This window comes from Bradyrhizobium erythrophlei (genome assembly GCF_042430365.1).
GTDB classification, from domain to species: domain Bacteria; phylum Pseudomonadota; class Alphaproteobacteria; order Rhizobiales; family Xanthobacteraceae; genus Bradyrhizobium; species Bradyrhizobium erythrophlei.
On sequence record NZ_JBHMET010000196.1, the window covers coordinates 70,961 to 97,015 of the forward strand.

Consider the following 26,055-nt stretch of genomic DNA (forward strand, 5'->3'; position numbering starts at 1 on the left):
GAGGCCTGCTTATGAAGGCTTGCCGGGATTCACCAAGACAGGATAGTCCATTCTGAACCCCTTGCCACGCCTTGGATGACGCCCGGGCCGACCTTATAATCCGGCCTATGTTTTTGGATTCCCGCACAGAATTGACGATATGACCGCCCCGATCGCCATCATCATGGGAAGCCAGTCCGATTGGCAGACCATGCGCCACGCCGCCGACACGCTGGCCGCGCTCGGTGTCGCCTGCGAGACGCGCATCGTTTCCGCCCATCGTACCCCGGACCGGCTCTATGCCTTCGCCAAGGGCGCCAAGGCGGCCGGCCACAAGGTGATCATTGCCGGCGCTGGCGGCGCCGCGCACCTGCCGGGCATGACGGCGGCATTGACGGAGCTTCCGGTATTCGGGGTTCCCGTCGAGTCCAAGGCGCTGTCGGGGGTCGATTCGCTTTATTCGATCGTGCAGATGCCGGCCGGCATCCCGGTCGGCACGCTCGCGATCGGCAAGGCCGGGGCGATCAATGCCGCGTTGCTCGCCGCAAGTGTGCTCGCGCTCAACGATCCCGCCTTGGCGGCCCGGCTCGCGGCCTGGCGCAAGCAGCAGACCGATGCGGTGAAGAACCATCCGGAGGCCTCGGCGTGACAGCTTCGACAACGGTGAAGCTGAAGCCGGGCGACACCATCGGAATTCTCGGCGGCGGGCAATTGGGCCGGATGCTGGCGATGGCCGCCGCGCGCCTCGGGCTGCGGTGCCAGGTGTATTCGCCGGATCCGGATTCGCCCGCCTTCGACGTGGTGCAGAACGCGACCTGCGCGGAGTATGCCGATGTCGAGGCGCTCGAACTGTTCGCCAACGACGTCAACGTCGTCACCTATGAATTCGAGAACGTGCCGGCGGCGACCGCGATGGTGCTGGCCGCGCGACGGCCGGTGCTGCCCGCGTACAAGATCCTCGAGACCACGCAGGACCGACTGGTCGAAAAGGATTTCATCAGCAGGCTCGGCATCGGCACCGCCGATTATGTCGACGTGTCATCGGTCGGCTCGTTGCGCGCGGCGATTACGAAGATCGGCCTGCCGGCGGTCCTCAAGACCCGTCGGTTCGGCTACGACGGCAAGGGCCAGGCCATTGTCCGCGACGGCGACGACCTCGATCAGGTCTGGCAGGACCTCGGCACCAAGTCGGCGATCCTCGAGGCGTTCGTGCCGTTCGAGCGCGAGATCTCGGTGGTCGCGGCACGCTCGGCCTCCGGCGAGGTCGAGTGCTTCGATGTCACCGAGAACGAGCATCGCGATCACATCCTGAAGATTTCGCGCGCGCCGGCGGCGATTCCGGATCACCTTGCCGCGCAGGCGCGGTCGATCGCCGAGAAGATCGCGACTGCCCTCGACTATGTCGGCGTGCTTGCGGTCGAGATGTTCGTGGTGCCCGGCAACGGCGCGCCGAGCGTGCTGGTCAACGAGATCGCTCCACGTGTGCACAATTCCGGCCATTGGACGCTCGACGGCGCCTCGATCTCGCAGTTCGAGCAGCACATCCGCGCCATCGCCGGCTGGCCGCTCGGCAAGCCGGTGCGCCATGGCGAGCTGGTCACCATGACCAATCTGATCGGCGATGACATCCTGAGCTACGAACAGTGGCTCACCGTCCCCGGCGCCGCCGTGCATCTCTACGGCAAGGGCGCGCCGCGCCCCGGCCGCAAGATGGGCCATGTCAACGAAGTGACGCTGCGCCGCAAGCCATAGTCCATCACGGACCGCCGCAGCGGCCCGCTCCGCATCTCCGGGAAATGGGATCGTGACGATCACGATCCCATTTGCGCATAAGTTGGACTACGCGCCGGCGACGACGCCCTTCGGCTCGTCGCTGAGCCAGCGATAGATCACGCCGCCCAGCACGCCGCCGATCAGCGGTGCGACCCAGAACAGCCAGAGCTGCGCCAGCGCCCAGCCACCGACGAACAGCGCCGGCCCGGTGCTGCGCGCCGGATTCACCGAGGTGTTGGTGACGGGAATGCTGACGAGATGGATCATCACCAGCGCAAGCCCGATGGCGAGCGGGGCAAAACCGGCAGGTGCCTTGCCGTGGGTCGCGCCCATGATGATGAACAGGAACATCATGGTCATGATCACTTCGGTGATGAAGCACACCACCATGCTGTAGCCACCCGGCGAATGGGTACCATAGCCGTTGGACGCGAAACCCTTTGCGAGGTCGAAGCCTGCGGCACCGCTCGCGATCACGTAAAGCAGCGCAGCGGCGACGATCGCGCCCACGACCTGGGCGATTACATAGGGGAGGATCTGGCCGGCCGGAAAACGCCCGCCCGCGGCAAGCCCGACCGTGACGGCGGGATTGAGATGGCAGCCCGAGATATGGCCGATCGCGTAGGCCATGGTGACCACGCTCAGGCCGAACGCAAAGGACACGCCGACCAGGCCGATCCCGACCTGCGGAAATCCGGCGGCAATCACCGCGCTACCGCAGCCGGCGAATGTCAACCAGAAGGTGCCGATGGCCTCGGCCGCATATTTTTTCGCATCCATTTAGATTCTCCCCTATTTCCAATGTCCGGGGTTGCTCAAACCCCGGGAACGGCCTTGCTCCTGGCGCCAAAACTCCCAAATCAGGGCCGCACAACGACAATTCTGCCTCATTTCGTGGCTTTAACTAGGCCCGAAAGTCACTCCACCGGTGGACATCTGCGCATTTGTCTGATACATGCGCGCGCTCAGGGTTAAGGAGCAGGCCTTTTGTCGCCCCTTCGCCTGCCAGAATTCCGAACCGATCAATGCAAAAGAGGATGCCGCGTGCAGGTTCTCGTCCGCGATAACAATGTCGACCAGGCTCTCAAGGCGCTGAAGAAGAAGATGCAGCGCGAGGGCATTTTCCGCGAGATGAAGCTCCGCGGTCACTACGAAAAGCCCTCCGAGAAGAAGGCCCGTGAAAAGGCCGAAGCCGTGCGCCGCGCACGCAAGCTGGCGCGCAAGAAGCTGCAGCGCGAAGGCCTGCTGCCGATGAAGCCGAAGCCGGTGTTCGGCGCCGGTCCGGGTGGTGAGCGTGGCGCTGGTGGCCGTGGTGGCGCAGGCGCCGGTCGTGGTCCGCGCTGAACCGTTTTGCTGATCTGGAAGTCTAACAACGCGGGCCTCGGGCCCGCGTTGTCGTTTTGAAGCAAGACGTGTTCCGGGGTACCAATGCAAAATTACCTCCAAGAGAATTTTGCTTAATGGCTGTGCCGGCGTTCCGCTCCCTTCTTGGACCTATACTTCTCCGAGACCGCGCGAGGCGCGCCATCCTGTGTGCGGCGGTTCTCAGCCTGCCGCTTGGCGGCTGTTCATTCGACCTCGGATCATGGGGCTCGGACGACAAGCCGAAGCAGCCCGCGGCTGCGGACAAGCCGGCCGATATCATCACTGCGCAGAACATCAACGACGCCAAGGGGCACGCGACGCGCGGACAGGTGCTGGCGCGCTCCGGCAAGGCCGACGAAGCGCTTGCCGAATACGACCAGGCGCTGGCAGCCGATCCCTACAACATCCAGGCGCTGTATGGTCGCGGCCTGATCTATCAGGGTCAGGGCCAGCATCAGCGCGCGATCGAGGATTTCACGGCGGCGAACGGGCTGTCGCCGCAAAAGATCGACCCGCTGCTCGGGCGTGCCACGAGCTACCTCGCGCTCGACAAGGCCAAGGAAGCCGCCGCCGACCTCGACGAGGCCGTGCAGGCCGACCCGAACAGCGGCGCCGCATGGACGGCCCGCGGGCAAGCCTATGAGCGCCTCAGCGACAAGGCCAAGGCCGCGGCATCCTACAACCGCGCGCTCGCGCTCCGTCCCAAGGACGAGGCCGCGCGCAGCGGCCTGGCACGCACCGGCGGCTAGATCCTCAGATTACTTCGGCAGGACGGCGTGGAACACCGACTTGGCCGCCGACAACATGTCGTCGGCCACCGAGGGGCGCTGGTCCCTGGGGGCGGCGATGGCGGCCTCGGCCCGCAGATCAAGCGGGGGCGCTTGCACCACCGGAACCGGAATGTCGGCCGGCGGCGTCAGGCGGTTCGGATCCTGCGCGGTGGCGTACGGCGGCCGTGCCGATTGATCGGCATTTTCGCTGGCCGGGTTCGACACCATGATCGGCGGCGGCAGGGGCCGGATCGCGGGTGCCACCGCGGCAACCGGCTGGTCAGGCAGGCGGGCGACATCGGTATGCGGAGCGTCCTGGGAGCGCGCGGCGTCCTGGGAGCGCGCAGCCTCCTGCGCACGCGCCGGCTTCTCCTTGCGCAGCCGCTCGATTGCCGCGCGGGCGAGGTCGTTGGCGTCACGGCCTTCGTCCGGCGCGACCGTCGCCTCAACCGGTGCGGCGGGAGCCGTCGACTGCGGCGCGGCAGCGGGCGCAAGCTTCGCCACCGCCTTCGGTGCTGCCGTGTGACGGCGCTGGTCAGCGGGGATGCTCGCGGTCTCGGTTGGCGCCTCGGCGGGCTTTTGATCGGCAGACTTGTCGGCAGGCTTCTCGGTGACCGACGCCTTCTCGGAGGTCGAACGCTCCAGCAACGTCCGCTCGGACATTCCCTTGGCCTTCACCCCGGCCTCGGGAAGGCTCGACACCTCAGTCGGCTTCTCGGCCGGCTTGGTTGCGGCTTGCGGATTGGCGGGGGCAGACACGGCCGCGGCCGCCGGCGCTTCGGGCTTGGCGACGATGTAGTGGTTAACGATGTACGCCCCGATGATGGTCGCCGCCACCGAGGGTAAGATGTCCATCGTGAATTTCTTCAGATAACTCAGCATGGCCTGCCACTCCCCGCCCCATATTTCATGCTGGAACTTTGAGGCACATTCAGGGATCAACTGCGACGGATCGGTGGCAAACGCTCGCTCCGCCCTCACCTTTGGTGTCACATCGGTTTCAGCAGGAGATCGGCCCCCGCGCACAAGATCGCGACCGCGCCCCGAAGCCAGTTCAACGGGCATCGGTTAAAGGTCGATGAATTTCTGGATTCGCGGGGCAGCCATTCCGGCCCTGCGGCGTCGCCGGTCGACCGGTGGCGGGCTCGTCAGGGCTTGAGTTCGACCTCGAGGAACACGATCTCGCTGGCCGTCTCGTTCAGCACGTCGTGCTGCACGCCGGCCTTGCGGAAGTAGGACTTGCCGACCCCGAGCTGCGCCTTGGAACGCTCGCCGTTCGGCGCCACGATGGTCATCTCGCCCGCCGTGATCGGCACGATGACATAGTCCATCTCATGGGTGTGGTGACCGGTGGCGCTGCCCGGCGCCAGCCGCCACTCGGTGACGCGCACCTCGGCCGTATCCACTTGAACGTCTGACTTGGCGCTGAGCATTGGTCCTGTCTCCACTACGGCACGAATACCATGAACACGAATACGGCGAACACCACCATGTGCACGAGTCCGAACAGGATGTTGGTACGGCCTGTGCCGAAGGTGAGCATGCTGACCATGAAGGTGAGCAGCAGAATCAACATATGCTGGTTGCTGAGCCCGAGCACCAGCTGCTTGTCGAGCGCATAGGCTGCGACGGCGACGGCAGGAACGGTGAGGCCGATCGTGGCGATCGACGAGCCGAGCGCGAGGTTGATGCTCTTCTGCAGATCGTTCTTGCGCGCCGACGACACCGCGGCGACGCTTTCCGGCATCAGGATCAGGAGCGCGACCACAACACCCGCAAAGGCCGGCGGCGCACCAATTTTCGCGGTGACGACGTCGACGACGATGGAGAACTTCTTGGCCAGCAGCACCACCGCCAGCAATGCGCCCAAAAGCAGCGCGATGCTGACCGCCAGCATGCGGTCCGACATCACCTCGCCATGCTCGGCCGCCTCGTTGGCGCTGCTCACGAAATAATCCCGGTGGCGGATCATCTGGGTGTAGAGGAACACCGCGTAAAGCAGCACGGTCACGGTGCTCACGACGGCAAGCTGGGCTGTCGAATAGACCGGCCCCGGCGCTGTGAGCGTGAAGTTCGGCATATCAAGCGTGATGGTCGCCAGCACGAACAGCACACTTAGGTAGAGGTTCGCCCCGGTGATCTGAAAATCCTGCTCGCGGTACCTGATGCCGCCGATGAAGATGCACAGCCCGACCAGGCCGTTGCAGACGATCATCACCACCGCGAAGACCGTGTCGCGCGCCAGCGTCGGCGCCGGCGTGTCGCCGAGCATGATGGTTGCGATCAGCGCGACCTCGATGATGGTGACCGACAGCGTCAGCAGCAGGATCCCGAACGGCTCGCCGATCCGCTCGGCGATCATCTCGGCGTGATGGACCGCGGCAAACACCGTGCCGAACAGGACGACGAGCAGGACGGCCGCAAACACCCAGCCGCCGGCCGATGGCGCGAAGGCATAGCCGGAGGCCGTGACCGCGGCAAACATCACGACCGCCAGGACGGGAAACAGCCAGGCCGACCGCGGCATCGGTCCGTGTGCGCTCATGCGTCAGATCCCTTCATTTCGACTGACCGGATTATGCGACAGACAATCGCCGCCGTCAGCCTCCAGCGGCGTTGATGAATTGCCGTGCGGTTTCGATCGCACCGAATTCGTCGAGGTTGTCGTGTCCGCCGCCCGGGAAGCGGACGAATCGTTTGGGTTCACGCCCAAGGGCGAACAGGCGCTCGCCGAACCGGATCGGGATCACCGGATCACTGGTGCCATGCATGACCAGGAGCGGCGCCGTGACGCGCGCGATGCGGCGGTCGGAGTGAAATTGGTCGCGCATGAAAAGGCTGACCGGCACGATGGGGAACAGCGCGCCGGCCACGTCGGTCGTCGACGTATAAGGCGCCTCCAGGATCAGCTTGCCGACAGGATGCTCGGCGGCGACCGCGACCGCCACACCGGTCCCGAGCGAGAACCCCCAGACCACGATCTGCTCCGCGTGGTAGCGCGCGGCGGCAAAGCCGTAGGCCGCAGCGGCATCAAGCAGCAGCCCGCGCTCGCTTGGCGCCCCGCTCGAGCCGGCGTAACCACGAAAGGACAGCGCGACCAGCCCGGTGCCGTCGGACGTGATGCCCTTGAAGCGCGCGACGCGGCCGGCGAGGAAATCGCCATTGCCGTGGAAGAACAGGACGACGGGGCGGCCGGGCTTCGCCGGCACGTGCCAGACGATGACCTTCTCGCCGTCCGCGGTGGTCAGGACATGCTCTTCGGCTTCAGGAAGCCCTGCGGCGTCGGGCGGGGTCCGGCCAACCGGCGGAATCGGAAACAGCATCTCGCGCTGTTTGAAGAACAGCACCGCGAGCCCGCAGACATAGACGGCGGCAACGACGATCAGGAGCCATTTCAGGATCGTCATTGCCACGTGCACCGCCAGCCGCTCAGTCTATGTCCGGCGTCGAAGCTTGAGCAGCTTTTCGACGTCGGGCTTGATGCTGTCCGGGATGGCGCGGCACCCGCACGCCACCGCATGCGCCGCGTGCCACTCTATCCGCTGCGCGCGCGTGGCCCGGGGTGGCATGCGATTTTGTCGGTGCCACTCCCTGTTCAGGGCCATCGGCGGCTGCCCCAGGTCACATCGCCTTGACGACGTTCTCGGTGACCTTCTTGGCGTCGCCGAGCAGCATCATGGTGTTGTCGCGATAGAACAGCGGGTTGTCGATGCCGGCGTAGCCGGAGGCGAGCGAGCGCTTGATGAACATCACAGTGCCGGCCTTCCAGACCTGCAGCACCGGCATGCCATAGATCGGCGAGGTCTTGTCCTCCTCGGCGGCCGGGTTGGTGACGTCGTTAGCGCCGATCACGAAGGCGATGTCGGCCTGCGCGAACTCCGAGTTGATGTCCTCGAGCTCGAACACCTCGTCATAGGGCACGTTGGCCTCAGCCAGCAGCACGTTCATGTGGCCCGGCATGCGGCCCGCCACCGGGTGGATGGCGTACTTGACCTCGACGCCTTCCTTCTTCAGCAGGTCGGCCATCTCGCGCAGCGCGTGCTGGGCCTGCGCCACCGCCATGCCGTAGCCGGGCACGATGATGACCTTCGAGGCGTTCTTCATGATGAAGGCGGCGTCGTCCGCCGAGCCGAGCTTGGCCGGCTTCTGCTCGCCCGAGCCGCCGCCGGCCGCCGCGGTCTCGCCGCCGAAGCCACCGAGGATCACCGAGATGAACGAGCGGTTCATCGCGTGGCACATGATGTAGGACAGGATCGCGCCCGACGAGCCGACCAGCGCGCCGGTGATGATCAGCGCCGAGTTGCCGAGCGTGAAGCCGATGCCGGCTGCCGCCCAGCCCGAGTAGGAGTTCAGCATCGAGATCACCACCGGCATGTCGGCGCCGCCGATCGGGATGATCATCAGGACGCCGAGCACCAACGCGATGATGGTGATCAGCCAGAAGTCGAGCGCGCCGCCCGACACCCCGAGGCCGACGATGAAGAACACCAGCGCCAGGGCGAGCGCGATGTTGATGATGTGGCGGAACGGCAGGATGATCGGCGCGCCGCTCATCCTTGCCGACAGCTTCAGGAACGCGATCACCGAGCCGGTGAAGGTCAGGGCGCCGATCGCCACCCCGAGCGACATCTCGACCAGGCTCTGCGGATGGATGTGGCCGGGGGTGCCGATGTCGAAGGCTTCCGGCGCATAGAACGCGCCGGCGGCAACCAGCACCGCGGCCATACCGACCAGCGAGTGGAACGCGGCGACCAGTTCCGGCATCGAGGTCATCGGCACCCGCCGTGCGATCACCGCGCCGATGCCGCCGCCGATCGCGACCGCCAGGATCACCAACAGCCAGGCGATCCCGTCGGCCGGCGGGTGGCTCGCCAGCGTGGTGCCGACCGCGATCGCCATGCCGATCATGCCGAGCAGATTGCCCCGCCGCGAGCTCGCCGGGCTCGACAGCCCGCGCAGCGACAGGATGAACAGCACACCCGCCACCAGATACAACAGTGCAGAGAGATTGGCGCTCATCTCAGGTCCCCCAATGTCCTCATTACCCCGAGGTGGCCGCTCACTTGGCTTTCTTCTTGTACATCGCCAGCATGCGCTGGGTGACGAGGAAGCCGCCGAAGATGTTGACGCATGCAAAGACCAGCGCCACGAAGCCGAAGCCGCGCGCCCAGCCCGAGCCGCTCGAGACCATGCCGACGCCGACCGCAAGCAGCGCGCCGACCACGATCACCGACGAGATCGCATTGGTCACGCTCATCAGCGGCGTGTGCAGCGCCGGCGTCACCGACCACACCACGAAGTAGCCGACGAACACGGCGAGCACGAAGATCGACAGCCGGAACACGAAGGGATCCACGGCTTGCGCGATATGCTCCATGGCTGGTCTCCTTATTTCGGCTGGAAGTTGGGATGGATGACGGCGCCGTCCTTGGTCAGAGCGGTGGCCTTCACCAGCTCGTCATCCCAGTTCACCGCGAGCGCCTTGTTGGCCTTGTCGATCATGGTCTCGATGAACGAGAACAGATTGCGCGCGTAGAGCGCCGATGCGGACGCCGCGACGCGGCCGGCAACGTTGGTGTAGCCGACGATCTTGATGCCGTCGGTCTCGATCACTTCACCGGCCTTGGCGCCCTCGACATTGCCGCCGCGCTCGACCGCGAGATCGACCAAAACCGAGCCCGGCTTCATCGACTTCACCATCTCGCTCGAGACGAGCTGCGGCGCCGGACGGCCGGGGATCAGCGCGGTCGTGATCACGATATCCTGCTTCTTGATGTGCTCGGCGGTCAGCGCGGCCTGCTTGGCCTGGTACTCCTTGGACATTTCCTTGGCGTAGCCGCCGGCGGTCTGCGCGTTCTTGAACTCCTCGTCCTCGACGGCGAGGAACTTGGCGCCAAGGCTCTCCACCTGCTCTTTCGTCGCCGGCCGCACGTCGGTCGCGGTGACGACGGCGCCCAGCCGCCGCGCCGTCGCGATCGCCTGCAACCCGGCGACGCCGACGCCCATCACGAACACCTTCGCCGCCGGCACGGTGCCGGCCGCGGTCATCATCATCGGGAACGCCCGGCCGAACGCCTCGGCGCCCTCGATCACCGCGCGGTAGCCGGCAAGGTTGGCCTGCGACGACAACACGTCCATCACCTGCGCGCGGGTGATGCGCGGCATCAATTCCATCGCAAATGCCGCCACGCCGGCGTCCGCTATCGCCTTCAGCGCCGCCTCGTTGCCGTAGGGGTCCATGATCGCGACGACCAGCGCGCCGCGCTTGTACTTGGCGAGCTCGGAGGCTTCGGGCCGCTTCACCTTGATGATGATGTCGGCATCCTTGAGCGCATCGGCGCTGACGGTGGCGCCGGCCGCCGTGAACTCCGAATCGGGCAGCCCCGACTTCACCCCCGCGCCCGGCTCAACCGCGACCTCCGCGCCAAGCGCCTTGAACTTCTTCACGGTGTCGGGCGACGCCGCCACCCGCGGCTCGGACGGATCAACTTCCTTCGCTACGGCAATCTTCATGGGCCCTCCGGCGGCGCAAGCGGCGCACGCGTCTTCAAACTAGCGTTATTTTCGCCAGATTGGATACCCGGTTTTTGCCACCGGGCTTGACAGGAATTGGGCACCGCCGCGGGACGGCGGTGCCATAGCCGATCAAAGATCAGAGCAGGAAAAAGGCCATCAGGATGAGAATGATGGCGACGCTGATCGTGCCCCATTTGACCAACATGAGAAACCCTTCATAGGTCTGCTCATGCGCCACGTAGTCGTTGCCGTCGGCGGTCGTGTAGGCCACTTCGCTATGGTCTGCCATCGATGTCCCCAGTCAGAAATTCGCTTCCGGCGAGCCATTACCGCAAACGCGGAGGCAGGGCAACGGCGCCTTCCCTATCGGGTCATTGGGAAGGCCAATTGTCCCAAATCCACCGGGTTCGCAAACACCTATGGCGCCGTACGCAGAGACCGGTGCGCCTGACGAATCCCCTCCAGCAGGATTTCGAGCCCGGTCTCGAACGTCGCCTGGAAATGCTGCGGCTGGAAATAAGGGGCGGCGGCAGCGAGGTGCGTGAAATGGGCGGCGATCATCTCGTTGGAGACCGGTTCCGCAGCCGACGGTCCCTTGGCATAGCCCGCAGTCTCATCCAGCGCCGCGCCGGTCAGGTAGTAGCCGATCTCGCGGAAATAGGTCGCGGCATCGCGGTCGGAAAAGCCCGCCTCGCGCAAAATGCCGATGATACCGTTGATGAAGGCGACGCCGGACGCCGTGTTGAGGCGGTGCGTCGCAAAGAACGGAAAGAACTTCGGATGCCTGAGCGCCATGGTGCGAAAGCCGTGGGCCGCGCGGCGCAGCCGCTCAAGCCAGTCCCACTCTTCCGCCATCGGAACCTCGGCCTCCTTGAGCATCAGGTCGACCAGCGCATCCATCAGATGCGCCTTACCCGGGAAGTGGTGGTAGATGCTCATCGCCTCGCAGCCGAGTTCGCTGCCGAGCCGTCGCGTGCTGAGCGCCGCCAGTCCCTCGCGATCGACCAGCGCCATTGCCGCAGCGGCGATCCGCTCCCGCGACAGGCCGGATGCCGGACGCGCCAGCGTTTTCCGGCGTGACGGCCGCGCCGGCCGGCCCGAAGTCGGTTTCGATTTCGCCAATCCGATCGCCTCTCTCAGGAATCGCTTGCAACCTTACACTGGAAGGCTGTATGGTGAAACCAGACTTACACTGTAAGGTTGGAGGCTTCAATGTCTGCAGTCGACGTGTTTGGCCTGCTCGTCCCCGTGACCTACCTCATCATGCTCGGCATCGAGACGCTGTTTCCGGCGCGCCGGTTTCCCGCGGTCCCCTATTGGCACCTGAAGGGCCTCGTATTCCTGATCGTGCAGGGGCTGCTGGCGGCGCTGACGCCGCTCCTGATCCCTGAGCCCTGGCTCGCGCAGCACCGCCTGATGGATCTCGATAGCCTCGGCGTGATCGGCGGCGCGATCCTCGGCTACGCCGTGGTGTCGTTGATCAGCTACGCCTGGCATCGCAGCGCCCACACCTTCCCGCTGATGTGGCGGCTAGTCCACCAGATCCATCACAGCCCGCAGCGCGTCGACATGTCGGGTGCCGCGCTTTTCCATCCGCTGGAGACGCTGGCCTTCCTGACGATCTCGACCGTCACCACGACGCTGGTGCTCGGCCTCGATCCGGTCGCGGCCGCGCTGACCGGATACATCGCTGCGTTCTACGGCTACTTCCAGCACATGAATATCCGCACGCCGCAATGGCTGGGCTACCTGATCCAGCGGCCGGAAGCGCATTGCATCCATCATCAGCGCGACGTGCACGCCTACAATTACGGCGACCTGCCGATCTGGGACATGCTGTTCGGCACGTTCCGCAATCCGGCAAGCTTCGAGGGCGAAGCGGGATTCGACAGGCCGGCGAGCGACCGGCTGGTCGCGATGCTCGGCTTTGTCGACGTGAACGCGGAGGCCGCCGGGCCGAACAGCCTCGGCCGCAGCGCCGATCAGCGCGTGTGACGCGCGGGCTTGCCGGGCGGTGGCAGATCTCAGCCCATCGCCTCCAGCTCGTCGATCATGCCGGCAATCACCGACAGGCCGCCGTCCCAGAATTTCGGGTCCTTGGCATCGAGCCCGAAAGGCCTGAGCAGCTCGGAGTAGTGCTTGGTGCCGCCGGCAGCGAGCATGTCGAGATAGCGCTCGGCGAATCCTTCGGAGGCGTGCTCGTAGACCGCGTAAAGCGAGTTCACCAGGCAGTCGCCGAAGGCGTAGGCGTAGACATAGAAGGGCGAATGGATGAAGTGCGGGATATACATCCAGAACGTCTCGTAGCCCGGCTTGATCTCGATTGCCGGCCCGAGGCTCTCGCCCTGCACACCGAGCCAGATCTGGCCGATACGCTCGGCGGTGAGCTCGCCGTTCTTGCGCTCGGTGTGCACCGCGCGCTCGAATGAATAGAACGCGATCTGCCGCACCACGGTGTTGATCATGTCCTCGACCTTGCCCGCGAGCAGCGCCTGGCGCTGCTTTTGATTTTTGGTCTCCGACAACAGTCGCTTGAAGGTCAGCATCTCGCCGAACACGCTTGCGGTTTCGGCAAGCGTCAGCGGCGTCGGCGCCATCAGCGCGCCGTTCTTCGCCGCCAGCACCTGATGCACACCATGGCCGAGCTCGTGGGCCAGCGTCATCACGTCGCGCGGCTTGCCCTGGTAGTTCATCAGCACATAGGGATGCGCCGACGGCGTGGTCGGATGCGAGAAGGCGCCGGGCGCCTTGCCGGGACGAACCGGCGCATCGATCCAGCGATCGGTGAAGAATCGCTCGGCGATGTCCGCCATCCTGGGCGAGAAGCCGCGATAGGCCGACAGCACCATGTTGCGTGCCTCGGGCCAGGCGATCGTGCCGGTCGCCGCGAACGGCAGCGGCGCGTTGCGGTCCCAGTGCGGCAGCTTCTTCTTTTTGAACCAGCCGGCCTTCAGCGCGTAATAGCGGTGCGACAGTTTCGGATAGGCCGCGCGCACGGAGGCGACCAGCGCATCGACCACCTCGCGCTCGACGCGGTTGCTGAGATGGCGGGAGTCCGCAACGTCCTGGAAGCCGCGCCAGCGGTCGGAAATATCCTTGTCCTTGGCCAGCGTGTTGGTGATCAGCGCAAAGCTGCGCTCATTGTCCTTGAAGGTCTTCGCGAGCGCCTGCGCCGCGGCCTTGCGCTTGTCGCCTGCCTTGTCCTGCAGCAGGTTCAGCGTCGGCTCGATCGCAAGCTCCTTACCCGCGACCTTGAAGCGCAGGCCGGAAATGGTCTGGTCGAACAGCCGGTTCCAGGCGGCGTAGCCGCTCTGCGCCTTCTCGTGGAAGAGCTGCTCGACACGGTCCTCGAGCTGGTACGGCTTGTCCTTGCGCAGATCCTCGATCCACGGCCGGTAGTGGCCGAGCTCGGGCTCGGCCATCGCCCGCTCGATCACATCATCGTCAACACGATTGAGCTCGAGCGCGAAGAACAGGAGATGCACCGAGGCGGCGGTCAGCCGCTCCGAGACGTCGCCATAGAACTTCGAGATCGCGGGATCGACGCTGTCGCCGGCATGGACAAGACCGGCGTAAGAGCCGAGACGGCCAGCAAGATCGTCGATCGCCTCGTAGCGCCGCACGGCCTGCGCGAGCCATTTGCCGCCACCTTCCCGCGCGGTACCTTCGGCAAGCTTGCCCTTGTAGTCGGTCTCAAACGCGACGCAATCTGTATCCATCTTCTGCAGGTCGCGTGCGACTTCTGGCGCGTCGATACCGGCATACAGATCTGCCAGATTCCACTCCGGCAGCTTGCCGGTCTTGCTGACCGCCTTTTTCGCCGCGGGCCTGGCGGCGGACGCGCTGCGTTGAGCGGTCGCCTTGCGGGGCGCGGACGTTTTGCGGAGGGCAGGCTTGGTGCGCGAGGTCATCTTGTTCGAAACCTTGAGTTCAGTCGGAAAGTCGGCGGCGGAGGAATGGAAGTGGGATGGCAACGTTTAAGAGGGCGTTAATCGGCATCGGCGACAGTGCCCCGATTCGAGACAGATAATCGTAACGTGCGGGGAAGACCATGGCTGCCACCATTTTGATCGCCGATGACGACGCAGTACAGCGCCGTTTGGTTGAAAACATGGTGCAGAAATGCGGCTACGAACCCCTCGTTGTCGATAGCGGCGATGCGGCCGTCGCCGCACTCACCGCCCCCGAAGCGCAGACGATCGATGCTGTCGTGCTCGACCTCGTGATGCCCGGCCTCGACGGTCTTGGTGTCCTCGCAAAAATTCGTGAAGCTGGTTTGAACGTCCCCGTCATCGTGCAGACTGCGCATGGCGGGATCGACAATGTGGTGTCGGCGATGCGCGCCGGCGCCCAGGACTTCGTGGTCAAGCCGGTCGGCTTCGAGCGGCTGCAGGTGTCGCTGCGCAACGCGCTCAATGCCAGCGCGCTCAAGGGCGAATTGCAGCGCATCCGGCACAGCCGCGAGGGCCGGCTGACCTTCTCCGATATCATCACCCGCAGCGAAGCCATGAACGGCGTGCTGCGCACCGCGCAGAAAGCGGCCTCGTCGGCAATCCCGGTGCTGATCGAGGGCGAATCCGGCGTCGGCAAGGAGCTGTTCGCGCGTGCCATCCATGGCAGCAGCGAGCGCAAGGCCAAGCCGTTCGTCGCGGTCAATTGCGGCGCCATCCCCGACAACCTCGTCGAATCGATCCTGTTCGGCCACGAGAAGGGCGCCTTCACCGGCGCGACCGAGCGCCACCAGGGCAAGTTCGTCGAGGCGCATGGCGGCACGCTGTTTCTCGACGAAGTCGGCGAACTGCCGCTGGCCGCGCAGGTGAAGCTGCTGCGCGCCTTGCAGGAGGGGACGGTCGAGGCCGTCGGCGGCCGCAAGCCGGTCAAGGTCGACGTCCGCATCATCTCGGCGACCAACCGCAAATTGCTCGACCTCGTGAAGGCGGGCCAGTTCCGCGAGGATCTGTTCTATCGCCTGCATGTGTTGCCGCTGACGATTCCGGCGCTGCGGCAGCGGCGCGAGGACATCCCGCATCTGCTGCGACATTTCCTCGCGCGGTTCTGCGCCGAGGAGAACCGCAACATCACCGGCATCAGCGGCGAGGCGATGGCGCATCTTTCGCAACTCGACTGGCCCGGCAATATCCGCCAGCTCGAGAACACGGTGTACCGCGCCGTCGTGATGAGTGATGGCGACCAGCTTGGCCTGTCGGATTTTCCGCAAGGCGCGACGCATGCCGCCCCTGAAGGCAAGGTCCTGCACGGCGAGCCGCTGATCGTGTCGCCCTCCACGGCACCCGCCATGGCAGCCGGTAACGAAATACCTATGACCTCCCTGCCCGCCGTGGGCAACCTTGCCATGCTGAACAGCTCCGGCGAGGTGCGGCCGCTGGAAGATCTGGAGAACGAGATCATCCGCTTCGCAATTTCACACTACCGTGGACAGATGTCGGAGGTCGCGCGCCGCCTGAAGATCGGCCGCTCGACGCTGTACCGTAAGCTCGACGAGGCTGCAGCCGACGATCGCGCCACCGACGCCAGCTGAGAGCTCTGTGACGTCGCTGCGGCATGGCGCACATTCGTGCCACGGGAACCTTTTGAACCGTGGCTTGGCGGTAACAGACAAACGCCGTACTGCGTGGCAAAACCGCACGGCCCGAATAAAACAGGGTTGTTCGAGGTCAGTTTGTCGTGAGTTGCCCCGCAGGGCGCTGGCTGCTTGAGAGGGGCACCTGTATCGTCTGCGTTGATTTGCGTGCAGACGTGCCGAATTTTGATCAAGCGAGGCCGGCGCTTCCGCGTGTGCTGTGAAACCAAACACTGACTTGAACTGTTCCAATGCCGGGGCAGTTTCGCCCAGGGGGTGTGACGATGCGTGACTGTTCGAACGACCGTCGGGGATTTGACCGCGTATTGATGGCCGTCGCGGCAACCTTCCTCACGGTGTCCGCGACCCCAGCACTCGCGCAGGACGCGCCCCGCGCCAGTGCCGCGGAACTTGCGATCGACGCAGCGATCCCGCGCCCCGAACCCGCCAACGTGCCGCCGCCGACCGCCGGCGATTTCAAGATCGACTCGACCGCCGCGCTGCCGGATGCCGCGAAGGCCGCAGAGACAAAGCCGACCGAGCCGGCGACAACCGCAAAGACCGCCGAACCGAAGCCCGCGGATGTCGCAACCACACCGCCGGCTGAGAGCAAGCCTGCCGATGCGCCGAAGACCGACACCGCGATCGCGCCGCCCGCGGCAGCAGCGCCGGCTCCCGCGACTGCAACAGCACCCGTCGCTGCTCCCGCATCTGCTGCGGCGGCTGCACCTGCCGCCGAGCCCGCCAAGGCTGCAAGCAACGTTGCCACCGAGGATCAGCCCGTTGCCGACAAGCTCCGCGAGATGCTTGCCGGCAAGTCGTTGCGCACCTTCGATCGCAAGAGCGAACGCGCGGCCGTCGAGAAGTTCTACTCGGCTCGCGAATACGCGCCCGTATTCACGCAGGCCGGCAAGCTGACCGACACCGGCAAGGGCGTCATCGCGCGCCTCAAGGACGCCGCTTCCGACGGCCTCAATCCGGCGGACTATCCGGTGCCGGATTTCGCAGCCGCAGCCTCGCCGGACGCGCTGGCCGATGCCGAGCTGAAGCTCGCCGCCAGCATGTTCGACTATGCGCGCCAGGCGCAGAGCGGCCGCATGCACTGGTCGCAGGTGTCGGCCGATATCATGTATCCCGAGCACCCGATCGATCCGACGGAGGTGCTGGCGAACGTCACCTCCGCCAAGGATGCGTCAGCGGCGCTCGACGGCTACAACCCGCCGCATAAGCTCTACAGGGAGCTGAAGAAGAAGCTCGCCGAGCTGCGCGGCCAAGGCGAAGGCCCGGTCGTGCAGATCGCCGAAGGACCCTCGCTGAAATACGTCTCGGGGCGCAAGAAGCAGGCGGCGGTCGAGATGATGGATGATCCGCGCGTGCCCGACCTGCGCGCCAAGCTCGGCGTCACCGAAAACCCCGAGAGCACCAAGTATGACGCCATGGTTGCTGCGGCGGTGGAGAAATTCCAGAACAGCGTCGACCTCAAGCCATCAGGCATTCTCGACGACCGCACCGTGAAGGCGCTGAACAGCCCGAAGCGCGACAGGCAGATCGACACCGTGCTGGTGAACATGGAGCGCTGGCGCTGGCTGCCGCGCCAGCTCGGCGCTGCGAATGCCGGCAACGCCTACGTCATCCTCAACATCCCCGACTATACGCTGAAGGTGATGCAGAACGGCGCGCAGGTCTGGACCACGCGCGTCGTCACCGGCAAGCCCGGCACGCATGCCACGCCGCTTTTGACCGAAACGATGAAGTACATCACGGTCAATCCGACCTGGAACGTGCCGCCCTCGATCATCTACAACGAGTACCTGCCGGCCTTGCAGCAGGATCCGACCGTGCTGCAGCGCATGGGCCTCAAGCTCGAGCACAACCGCGACGGCTCGATCCACATCTCGCAGCCGCCCGGCGAAGCCAACGCGCTCGGGCGTATCCGCTTCAACTTCCCAAACAAGTTCCTGGTCTATCAGCACGACACGCCGGACAAGCATCTGTTCGCGAAGGAGGAGCGCGCCTTCAGCCACGGCTGCATGCGGGTGCAGAACCCGGATCAATACGCTTCCGTGCTGCTCAACATCACGATGCCGCACGAGCACTACACGCCGGAGCGCGTGCGCGGCATGTACGGCTCGAGCGAGGTCGACCTGAAATTCCCGACGCCGATCCCGGTGAACATCACCTACCAGACCGCGTTCGTGGACGATGCCGGCAAGCTGCAGCTCCGCAAGGACATTTACGGCCGCGACGCCACCATGTTGTCGCTGTTGAAGAACAACCGCGGCAAGGATCTGGAGATGGTGGTTGCGCACTCGCAGCCGAGCTATTCGCGTCCTCCGAGCAGCAGCCTGCCGGCCAGCATGAATGTCGCCAGCGACAACAGCTGGAATTCCGGCCCGTCCTTCTTCGAGCGTTTATTCGGCGGTCCGTCGGTGCAGCCGGCGCCGCAACCCGGCCGTCGCGGCCAGGCGCAGCAACGGCGGGTGATCACCCGTTAATCCTGAATTCCGGACGATTCGGGTAAATTTTGAAGTGAAATCAACGATCTCGCCCCCAGGGCGAGATCGTTTACGTTAACCATTATCGATCGCTGCCGTGGCCCAGAGCACTTTTTTGCCACAGTCCACCAGTTAGTTAAGGCTAACTTGGGGGCGGGTCGGTAAACCTCGGTTAACCCTCCCGCTTTAAGAAAGCGTTCACCGTCTTTCGCAGGGGGTCTGCGAAAGAGCCAATCGAACGCTGGTCGACTGGGTGGGCTCATAGTGCTGGCTGTTTTCGCACGCCGCTTCAAACCACTGTCGCTGCCGAAGGCTGGCTATCAAGTCGGCCTCGCCTCGCTATTGCTGCTGGCCGGCGCCGGATCGGTTCATGACGCGACCGCGTTGAACGAGACCCGCACCCTCTCCTTCCATCACACCCATTCCGGCGAAGACCTCACGGTCACCTTCAAGCGCGACGGCCGCTATGACGAATCAGCGCTGAAGCAGCTCAATCACTATTTGCGCGACTGGCGTAACCAGGACGAGACGGTGATGGACCGTCACCTGTTCGATATCCTCTGGGAAGTCTATCGCGACGTCGCCGGCAAGCAGCCGATCCAGATCATCTCCTCCTACCGCTCCCCCGCCACCAACGCCATGCTCCGCCGCCGCTCGTCCGGCGTGGCGCGCCACAGCCAGCACATGCTGGGGCATGCGATGGATTTCTACATCCCGGGCGTGTCGCTCGAGCAGATCCGTTATGCCGGGCTTCGCCTGCAGCGTGGCGGCGTTGGTTTCTATCCGACCTCGGGATCGCCGTTCGTCCATCTCGACACCGGCAGCATCCGCCACTGGCCGCGCATGACGCATGATCAGCTGGTCAAGGTGTTCCCGGATGGCCGCACCGTCCACGTCCCGACCGATGGCAACCCGCTGAAGGGCTATGAGCTCGCCCGGGCCGATATCGAGCGCCGCGGCAACGGCGATGGCGCAGCGACGATCGCCAAGCCGAGCCTGCTCGCCAAGCTGTTCGGCGGCGGCAAGTCGAGCGAGGACGACGAGGAAGCCGCCGCTCCGGTCGCAAACGAGAAGCCCGCGGCCAACACGGTGGTCGCCGCCGCCGCGCCCGCCAAGCCCGCCGAACCCGTTCCGGTGCCGCGCGCCAAGCCGCAGATCGTGGCCGCCATCCAGCTCGCCGCAGCCGATGCGCAGATCGTTCCGGCGCCGAAGGCGAAGCCGCCGGTGCAGGCAGCTGACAAGACCGAACCCAAGATGGAATCGCCCGCCGACATCATCAATGCGCGCGGCTTCTGGGGCGACGAGCCGACCGCGCCGAAGCAGGCTTCGGCCGCGCAGATTGCTGCGCTCAAGGCGCGCGCAGCCGTCGGCGCCACCGACCCGCAACCGACCGCGAGCCTGTCCGAGAACGTCAACAAGGCGCTCGCCTACGCCCCGGCCGCCGCCTCGCCGGTCGACCGCGCGAACATCGTCGCCGCCACCGCGCCGTTCCCGCGCAACGTGCGCCCGGTCCGCAATGCCGCGGCGGCCGCCACCGAGATCAACACCGTCGTGCCCAAGGGCGCGCAGCAGGGTCCGGGCATCATCACCGCGTCGGCGCGGATCTCCGCCGCCAAGGGCAACGACATCTGGATGCGCGTCGTGATGTTGGCGCCGAGCGCAAGCAATGCGATGCTGACCACGGTGCTTGGCGATACCGACATGAGCCTGATGCGCGCCCATTTCATCAAGCCGCAGGCGACCCTCGCCATGACCTTCTCGGATGATCCGATGATGGGCATGACCTGCGATCGTTTCTCCGGCTCGGCCACCGCCGTCCTAGCGACGCAGCCGTTCGTTATGCGCACCGCCTCGCTGCGCTGAACTCTCCCCACAAAATCGGTGCATCAGCTGGTCAAGCCGGCAACCCTGCCTTGAGCAGGCCGGCCTCATAGCGCGCCCGGTCGGGTTCGCGCTTATAGTGCTGAGTTGCCAGATGGGCGGCGACCGAGAAGGTCGGCTCGCGCTTCATCACCTCGGCAGCGTGCGCGGAGGCGGCCACCGCGTTGCCCATCTGCGCCAAGGTCGCGGCGAGGAAGGCGTGGTGGGTGTGATCGGGCCGCGTGATCCGCGAGAACGCCTCGGCCGCATCGGCGTATTTCTCGGCGCAGTAGCAGGCCCGGCCGAGATGGCTCCAGAAGCGCTCCGGATGATACGGATTGAGGCGCATCGCCCGCTTGATCCAGTCGATGCCCTCCTCCGGCCGCCCGAGCCATGTCAGGAGCTCACCCTGCTGCACGACGACAAGGTCGTAATTCGGGTTGAGCGCGAGCGCGCGCTCCTGATGGAAGGTCGCCTTGTCGTGGTCGTCGCGGTTGAGGTTGAGCGCGGCGAGGATCCGGTGCACGTCGCTGTCATTGTCGTCGAGCTTGAGCGCGATCTCGAGCTCCGCGGCCACCTGCTCGAAGGTCGCGTCACGATCCTCGCACCAGTTGTAGACCCAGGTCTGCCCGAGCACGCAGGCCCGCCAGGCGTGCGCATGCGCATAGTTGGGGTCGAGCACGATGGCCCGCTCGAGCAGGCGCTGCGCCTCCGCATTGTCGTCGCGTGCCGAGCGATGATGCAGCACCTTGGCGGCCAGCACGCACTCATAGGCCGCCATGTTGTCGGTCGGCTTGCGCTTGACGCGGTCATGGGCGGCGGCCTCGACGCGCCCCGGTAGCGTCGCCACGATCGCGCGCGTCATCTCGTCCTGGATGGCAAAGATGTCGGCAAGCTCGCGGTCGTAGCGTTCGGCCCAGACGTGCCGGTCGGCCTCGGCATCGATCAGCTGCACCGTGACGCGGATCCGACCGCCCGCCTTCCGCACGCTGCCCTCCAGCACATAGTCGACGGCGAATTCCTTCGCGACGTCCTGCACCTTCACGGCCTTGCCCTTGTACACAAAGGTCGAGTTGCGCGAGATCACGAGCAGGTCGTGGAAGCGCGACAGCTCGGTGATGATGTCCTCGGTGAGCCCGTCGGCGAAGAATTCCTGCTCGGGATCGCCGCTCATGTTGACCAGCGGCAGCACCGCAATCGACGGCTTCTTGGCGACGACCGGGGCGGCCGTCGCACCCTTCGGGTGGTCGAGAACGGTCCTGGCATCCCGTTCGAGATGGACGCGGAAAACCCGGATCGGGCGCGCGATGTTCTTGACGGTCTGATCGCCGAGATCCTCGAAGCTCAGATCTTCCAGGCGATCGCCGACCTGATCGCGGACCGCGCCGGAAATGCAGATGCCGCCGGGCTCGGCCAATACCTCGAGGCGGGACGCGACATTGACGCCGTCGCCGAAGATGTCGGCGCCGTCAACGATCACGTCGCCGAGATTGATGCCGATGCGAAACTGCATCCACCGCGCCGGCGCGACGTCGGCGTTGCGCTTGGCCATCCGGCGCTGGACCTCGGCCGCGCACAGCACCGCATCGACGACGCTGTGGAACTCGACCAGCAAGCCGTCGCCGGTGGTCTTGATGATGCGGCCGCGATTCTTGGTGATGGCCGGATCGATCAGTTCGATCCGATGGGTTTTAAGGCGCGCAAGGGTGCCCGTCTCGTCAGCCTCCATGAGCCGACTAAAGCCGACCATGTCGGCGGCGAGGACCGCAGCGAGCCGACGCTCTGGTCCTGGCACGTCCATCTGAACGATCTGCCCGGTTACCTCTCCGGGCAGTCTAGCAAATCCCTGGATTTCGCCCAAGCCTTGAACGAGCGCCTTGAACAGGCGCCCCTGAACGTGCCCTGGCGCCGCCTTGCCGGCCGAAACGCCCGCCGGCTCAGAGCATCCCGAGCGCCTGCATGTAGGTCTCCAGGATCGTCTCGGCTTCCTGCCGCTCGTTCGGGTCCTGCTTGCGCATCCGCACGATGGTGCGGAGCGCCTTGACGTCGTAGCCGTTGCCCTTGGCCTCCGCGTAGACGTCGCGGATGTCGTCCGAGATCGTCTTCTTTTCTTCTTCCAGCCGCTCGATGCGCTCGATGATGGACTTGAGCTGGTCCTTGGCAAATCGCGTTGCGGGCTCTTCCTTGACGGCGGCAGACGTGGCCATCGCGTACTCCTGAACTGGCATTGAAATGTCACGCGAATACGCGTTCCGCGCACCGCCTGTTGCGGCAGACCCTCGATTTTGGGGCGCCTCCCGTCAAGGAAACATCGCGCTCATCCACAGCGCGCCCACAGGAGATGCGGCGGACCTTGATCGGGCATCGTCTCGGGACGATGCACAGCATCGAACTCGGGTGCGCGCTTGCGCACCCGGGGTCTGGTGCTGGCGTACCATCCCGGAATGACATTGGTAGGGCTAATGCCCGGGATGGACCTTCTTCATCGCGGCCAGTTGCTCAGCCGTCGCGGTGCCCTGATATTTGGCCTTCCACTCCTCATAGGGCATGCCGTAGACCGCCTCGCGGCTCTCGTCCTTGCTGACGGCGATGCCCTTGGCGTCGGCCTCTTCCTTCATCCAGTTCGACAGGCAGTTGCGGCAGAAGCCGGCCAGATTCATCAGGTCGATGTTCTGGACGTCGGTCCGGTTGCGCAAATGGTTGACCAGGCGCCGGAACACCGCGGCCTCGAGTTCTGTTCTGGTTTTGTCGTCAATGCTCATCGCCACCGTCCGCTATGTGATCCCCACCATATTGATATCAGGTGGGAATTGTCACAGATTTTGCCACATCACCGCGCAAAACGGGACCCAATCGGGCGTATCCGCCGCCTTCCCGCAGCGTGGGAAATGCGTTCCACGGCCGTTGACAGTCCCCGCCGGGCACGCGAAATCGTCAATGATTTGATATAGCTTCGCCGCATGATCGCACCAGATTCTTCCGCCTTTGCTCCCCGCGCCGCCCGACTGGTGGTGGCAGGCGCGCTACCGATGCTGGCGCTGGCCGCCGCATGCCTGTGGACGAGCCCGGCGGCCGCCGACTTCCGGCTCTGCAACAACACTTCGAGCCGGGTCGGGATCGCGCTCGGCTACAAGGACGCCGAGGGCTGGACCACCGAGGGCTGGTGGAACGTGTCGTCGCGGACCTGCGAGACGCTGCTGCGCGGCAATCTTGTTGCGCGCTTCTATTACATCTACGCGCTCGACTATGACCGCGGCGGCGAATGGTCCGGCCAGGCCTTCATGTGTTCGCGCGACAAGGAATTCACCATCAAGGGCACCGAGAACTGCCTGGCGCGCGGCTTTGACCGCACCGGCTTTTTCGAGGTCGACACCGGCGAGCAACGCGCATGGACCGTCCAACTGACCGAGGCCAACGAGCAGCCGCCGCAGAAACTGCCGGGAATGCCGGGAGGAGTGGGCCCAGGAAGCCCAGGAACAATGCCAGGTCTGCCGAATCCGCAGGGCGCAACGCCCCCGGGCGCGTCTGGTCTGCCACCAGCCGCAACGCCCGGAAACAAACAATGAGACGACTGCGTCGCATCAAGATCCTCGCAACACTCGGCCCGGCCTCTTCTGACAGTGCGATGATCCGCAAGCTGTTCGAGGCCGGTGCGGACCTGTTTCGCATTAACATGAGCCACACCTCGCACGACAAGATGCGGGAGCTGGTCAAGACCATCCGCAACGTCGAATCGAGCTATGGTCGGCCGATCGGCATCCTGGTCGACCTGCAGGGGCCGAAGCTGCGCCTTGGCGCCTTCGAGAACGGCTCGGTCCAGCTCAACAACGGCCAGAGCTTCGTGCTCGATTCCGACAAGGCGCCCGGCGACAACACGCGCGTCCAGCTTCCGCATCCGGAAATCCTCGCCGCGCTACGGCCGGGCCACGCGCTGTTGCTCGACGACGGCAAGGTGCGCCTGATCGCCGAGGAGACCTCGCCCGAGCGCGCGGCGACCCGCGTGGTGATCGGCGGCAAGATGTCGGACCGCAAGGGCGTCAGCCTGCCCGACACCGATCTGCCGGTCTCGGCGATGACGCCGAAGGACCGGGCCGACCTGGAAGCCGCGCTGCCCGAGGGGATCGACTGGGTCGCGCTGTCCTTCGTGCAGCGTGCCGAGGACGTGCTCGAAGCCAAGAAGATGATCCGCGGCCGCGCCGCCGTGATGGCCAAGATCGAGAAGCCGCAGGCGATCGATCGGCTCGCCGACATCATCGACGCCTCCGACGCACTGATGGTGGCGCGCGGCGATCTCGGTGTCGAGCTGCCGCTGGAGCGCGTGCCAAGCCTTCAGAAACAGATGACCCGGATGGCGCGCCGCGCCGGCAAGCCGGTGGTGATCGCAACCCAAATGCTGGAGTCGATGATCCAGGCGCCGGTGCCAACGCGTGCCGAGGTCTCCGACGTCGCCACGGCCGTCTACGAAGGCGCCGACGCCATCATGCTGTCGGCGGAATCGGCCGCCGGCAAATTCCCGGTGGAAGCGGTCTCGACCATGAACCGCATCGGCGAGGAAGTGGAGCGCGACCCGAACTATCGCGGCGTGATCAGCGCGCAGCGCGTCGACCCGGAGCCGACGGTCGGTGACGCTATTGCGGACGCAGCGCGGCAGATCGCCGAGACGCTCGATCTCTCCGCGATCATCTGCTGGACCTCTTCGGGCTCGACCGCGATCCGCGTGGCCCGCGAGCGGCCGAAGGTGCCGGTGGTTGCGATCACGCCAAATCTTGCCACCGGCCGCAAGCTTTCGGTTGTGTGGGGTGTGCATTGCGTGGTCGCCGAAGACGCACATGACCTCGACGACATGGTCAGCCGTGCCGGCTCGATCGGCTTCCGCGACGGCTTCGCGAAGGCCGGGCAGCGCGTGATCATCGTCGCCGGCGTGCCGCTGCGCGAGCCCGGCACCACCAACATGCTGCGCATCGCCTCGGTGGGGCCGAGCGGCGACGCGAACATGTAACGTCGCCTCGCGCGCTCGCCTTACGCCCCGACCAGCGCCTTCGCCGGCGTCGTCGCCTGCACGACCAGACCGCGGGCCCGCGCGTCCATCACGCCGACGGCGCGCAGCGCGAACAACGTCACGGTCTGCACCGCATCGCGCAGCTTGATGGGATCATCGAGGTTCTCCGGCCCCAACGGGCCGACCAGCGCCTCATGCAAGGCACCGAGCAACGCAGTGGCCGCAAGTGCCGTGTCCTGCGCCGGCAGATGCCCGGCCCGCACCGCCGCCTCGATGCGCGTGGCAAGCTCGCCCGAAATATCGCGCCGGCTGGCCAGGCGTGATGCGGTGACATCGACGTCGACGGGCTCGGCCAGGATGCCCCAGGCGAGCTTGCGATGGGACAGCACATGGACCGCAATCGTGGTCACGGCGGCAGCGAGCGCCGACGACGGCCCGGGCGCGGCATCCGCGGCGCGCCGGATCGCGGCAAGCTCGTCGCGCGATACATCGGCGATCAGTTCCGAGATCAGCTCGGCCTTGGACGGGAAATAGCGATAAACCGTGCCGGCCGCGACATTGGCGCGGACCGCGACCGGCGCGATCTGCACGGCGGCCATGCCGCCGTCGGCCGCGGCATCCCGGGCCGCTGACAGGATTGCGCTGCGCCGGGCAGCCAGCCGCTTTACGACCTGATGGGTTCGCCGATAGACCATGGCGTTGTCCGTCCCCGCGGCA

General features: G+C 65.5%; 25 protein-coding genes. 10 read left to right on the plus strand and 15 right to left on the minus strand.

Annotated features, from left to right (window positions below; all coding sequences use genetic code 11):
- Positions 1–139: 139 nt before the first annotated feature.
- Both purE and ACFFWD_RS28625 read left to right on the plus strand, forming a co-directional pair.
- Positions 140–628, plus strand: coding sequence for a 5-(carboxyamino)imidazole ribonucleotide mutase (gene purE, locus ACFFWD_RS28620; RefSeq protein WP_376970958.1), 489 nt, complete (start codon positions 140–142; stop codon positions 626–628).
- A complete protein-coding gene (locus tag ACFFWD_RS28625; RefSeq protein ID WP_376970960.1) occupies positions 625–1,731 on the plus strand; it encodes a 5-(carboxyamino)imidazole ribonucleotide synthase in 1,107 nt (368 codons plus the stop codon). The genes purE and ACFFWD_RS28625 overlap by 4 nt, the downstream gene beginning before the upstream one ends.
- 87 nt (positions 1,732–1,818) lie before the next feature.
- Here the strand turns inward: ACFFWD_RS28625 and aqpZ are convergent, their stop codons facing one another.
- Positions 1,819–2,532 (minus strand): aquaporin Z, encoded by a 714-nt coding sequence (gene aqpZ / locus ACFFWD_RS28630; protein WP_376970962.1) that lies wholly within the window; start codon positions 2,530–2,532, stop codon positions 1,819–1,821.
- A gap of 264 nt (positions 2,533–2,796) precedes the next feature.
- On the opposite strand from aqpZ, the gene rpsU reads away from it, so the two are divergent.
- Both rpsU and ACFFWD_RS28640 read left to right on the plus strand, forming a co-directional pair.
- The gene (gene rpsU, locus ACFFWD_RS28635) at positions 2,797–3,096 is read left to right on the plus strand and encodes a 30S ribosomal protein S21 (RefSeq protein ID WP_212398226.1); all 300 of its coding nucleotides are present in this window, start codon (positions 2,797–2,799) and stop codon (positions 3,094–3,096) included.
- 116 nt (positions 3,097–3,212) lie between these two features.
- A complete protein-coding gene (locus ACFFWD_RS28640; RefSeq protein ID WP_376970965.1) occupies positions 3,213–3,866 on the plus strand; it encodes a tetratricopeptide repeat protein in 654 nt (217 codons plus the stop codon).
- A gap of 9 nt (positions 3,867–3,875) precedes the next feature.
- On the opposite strand, the gene ACFFWD_RS28645 is transcribed toward ACFFWD_RS28640, so the two are convergent.
- The 9 genes from ACFFWD_RS28645 to ACFFWD_RS28685 all read right to left on the minus strand — a co-directional run bounded on the left by ACFFWD_RS28645 (position 3,876) and on the right by ACFFWD_RS28685 (position 11,525).
- Complete coding sequence (locus tag ACFFWD_RS28645) at positions 3,876–4,769, minus strand: hypothetical protein (RefSeq protein WP_376970967.1); 894 nt, start codon at positions 4,767–4,769, stop codon at positions 3,876–3,878.
- Between the two features lie 266 nt (positions 4,770–5,035).
- Positions 5,036–5,320 carry a cupin domain-containing protein gene (locus ACFFWD_RS28650; RefSeq protein ID WP_376970969.1) on the minus strand — a complete coding sequence of 95 codons (285 nt, stop codon included), beginning with the start codon at positions 5,318–5,320 and terminating at the stop codon, positions 5,036–5,038.
- Between the two features lie 14 nt (positions 5,321–5,334).
- Positions 5,335–6,432 (minus strand): calcium:cation antiporter, encoded by a 1,098-nt coding sequence (locus tag ACFFWD_RS28655; protein ID WP_376970971.1) that lies wholly within the window; start codon positions 6,430–6,432, stop codon positions 5,335–5,337.
- 55 nt (positions 6,433–6,487) lie between these two features.
- Complete coding sequence (locus ACFFWD_RS28660; protein WP_376971055.1) at positions 6,488–7,294, minus strand: alpha/beta hydrolase; 807 nt, start codon at positions 7,292–7,294, stop codon at positions 6,488–6,490.
- Positions 7,295–7,508: 214 nt separating this feature from the next.
- The gene (locus ACFFWD_RS28665) at positions 7,509–8,906 is read right to left on the minus strand and encodes an NAD(P)(+) transhydrogenase (Re/Si-specific) subunit beta (protein ID WP_376970973.1); all 1,398 of its coding nucleotides are present in this window, start codon (positions 8,904–8,906) and stop codon (positions 7,509–7,511) included.
- A gap of 40 nt (positions 8,907–8,946) precedes the next feature.
- A complete protein-coding gene (locus tag ACFFWD_RS28670; protein WP_376970975.1) occupies positions 8,947–9,264 on the minus strand; it encodes a proton-translocating transhydrogenase family protein in 318 nt (105 codons plus the stop codon).
- Positions 9,265–9,275: 11 nt separating this feature from the next.
- Positions 9,276–10,400 (minus strand): Re/Si-specific NAD(P)(+) transhydrogenase subunit alpha, encoded by a 1,125-nt coding sequence (locus tag ACFFWD_RS28675; RefSeq protein WP_376970977.1) that lies wholly within the window; start codon positions 10,398–10,400, stop codon positions 9,276–9,278.
- Positions 10,401–10,539: 139 nt separating this feature from the next.
- Positions 10,540–10,692 carry an aa3-type cytochrome c oxidase subunit IV gene (locus tag ACFFWD_RS28680; RefSeq protein ID WP_376970979.1) on the minus strand — a complete coding sequence of 51 codons (153 nt, stop codon included), beginning with the start codon at positions 10,690–10,692 and terminating at the stop codon, positions 10,540–10,542.
- A gap of 128 nt (positions 10,693–10,820) precedes the next feature.
- Complete coding sequence (locus tag ACFFWD_RS28685; protein ID WP_376970981.1) at positions 10,821–11,525, minus strand: TetR/AcrR family transcriptional regulator; 705 nt, start codon at positions 11,523–11,525, stop codon at positions 10,821–10,823.
- A gap of 90 nt (positions 11,526–11,615) precedes the next feature.
- On the opposite strand from ACFFWD_RS28685, the gene ACFFWD_RS28690 reads away from it, so the two are divergent.
- Positions 11,616–12,398, plus strand: coding sequence for a sterol desaturase family protein (locus ACFFWD_RS28690; RefSeq protein WP_376970983.1), 783 nt, complete (start codon positions 11,616–11,618; stop codon positions 12,396–12,398).
- A gap of 29 nt (positions 12,399–12,427) precedes the next feature.
- Here the strand turns inward: ACFFWD_RS28690 and ACFFWD_RS28695 are convergent, their stop codons facing one another.
- The gene (locus tag ACFFWD_RS28695) at positions 12,428–14,314 is read right to left on the minus strand and encodes a M3 family oligoendopeptidase (protein ID WP_376970985.1); all 1,887 of its coding nucleotides are present in this window, start codon (positions 14,312–14,314) and stop codon (positions 12,428–12,430) included.
- A 140-nt stretch (positions 14,315–14,454) separates the two neighbouring features.
- Here ACFFWD_RS28695 and ACFFWD_RS28700 point away from each other — a divergent pair, with 140 nt between their 5' ends.
- The 3 genes from ACFFWD_RS28700 to ACFFWD_RS28710 all read left to right on the plus strand — a co-directional run bounded on the left by ACFFWD_RS28700 (position 14,455) and on the right by ACFFWD_RS28710 (position 20,342).
- Positions 14,455–15,942 (plus strand): sigma-54-dependent transcriptional regulator, encoded by a 1,488-nt coding sequence (locus ACFFWD_RS28700; protein WP_376970987.1) that lies wholly within the window; start codon positions 14,455–14,457, stop codon positions 15,940–15,942.
- Between the two features lie 326 nt (positions 15,943–16,268).
- Positions 16,269–18,479: a L,D-transpeptidase family protein gene (locus tag ACFFWD_RS28705; protein ID WP_376970989.1), complete on the plus strand. Its 2,211-nt coding sequence runs from the start codon at positions 16,269–16,271 to the stop codon at positions 18,477–18,479.
- A 264-nt stretch (positions 18,480–18,743) separates the two neighbouring features.
- Positions 18,744–20,342, plus strand: coding sequence for a peptidoglycan L,D-endopeptidase MepK (locus tag ACFFWD_RS28710; RefSeq protein ID WP_376970991.1), 1,599 nt, complete (start codon positions 18,744–18,746; stop codon positions 20,340–20,342).
- Positions 20,343–20,373: 31 nt separating this feature from the next.
- Here ACFFWD_RS28710 and ACFFWD_RS28715 read toward each other — a convergent pair whose 3' ends face one another.
- The 3 genes from ACFFWD_RS28715 to ACFFWD_RS28725 all read right to left on the minus strand — a co-directional run bounded on the left by ACFFWD_RS28715 (position 20,374) and on the right by ACFFWD_RS28725 (position 23,101).
- Positions 20,374–22,140, minus strand: a complete 1,767-nt coding sequence (locus ACFFWD_RS28715) for an adenylate/guanylate cyclase domain-containing protein (protein WP_376970993.1) — start codon at positions 22,138–22,140, stop codon at positions 20,374–20,376.
- A gap of 136 nt (positions 22,141–22,276) precedes the next feature.
- Positions 22,277–22,546: a DUF2312 domain-containing protein gene (locus ACFFWD_RS28720; RefSeq protein ID WP_376970995.1), complete on the minus strand. Its 270-nt coding sequence runs from the start codon at positions 22,544–22,546 to the stop codon at positions 22,277–22,279.
- Between the two features lie 252 nt (positions 22,547–22,798).
- Complete coding sequence (locus ACFFWD_RS28725) at positions 22,799–23,101, minus strand: DUF1244 domain-containing protein (protein WP_376970997.1); 303 nt, start codon at positions 23,099–23,101, stop codon at positions 22,799–22,801.
- A 267-nt stretch (positions 23,102–23,368) separates the two neighbouring features.
- Between ACFFWD_RS28725 and ACFFWD_RS28730 the strand changes: the two genes are divergently transcribed.
- Complete coding sequence (locus ACFFWD_RS28730) at positions 23,369–23,905, plus strand: DUF1036 domain-containing protein (RefSeq protein WP_376970999.1); 537 nt, start codon at positions 23,369–23,371, stop codon at positions 23,903–23,905.
- Entirely contained in the window at positions 23,902–25,338 is a 1,437-nt protein-coding gene (gene pyk / locus ACFFWD_RS28735; RefSeq protein WP_376971001.1) for a pyruvate kinase, read from the plus strand. The genes ACFFWD_RS28730 and pyk overlap by 4 nt, the downstream gene beginning before the upstream one ends.
- Before the next feature lie 20 nt (positions 25,339–25,358).
- Here pyk and ACFFWD_RS28740 read toward each other — a convergent pair whose 3' ends face one another.
- Entirely contained in the window at positions 25,359–26,033 is a 675-nt protein-coding gene (locus ACFFWD_RS28740; RefSeq protein WP_376971003.1) for a TetR/AcrR family transcriptional regulator, read from the minus strand.
- Positions 26,034–26,055 lie beyond the last annotated feature (22 nt).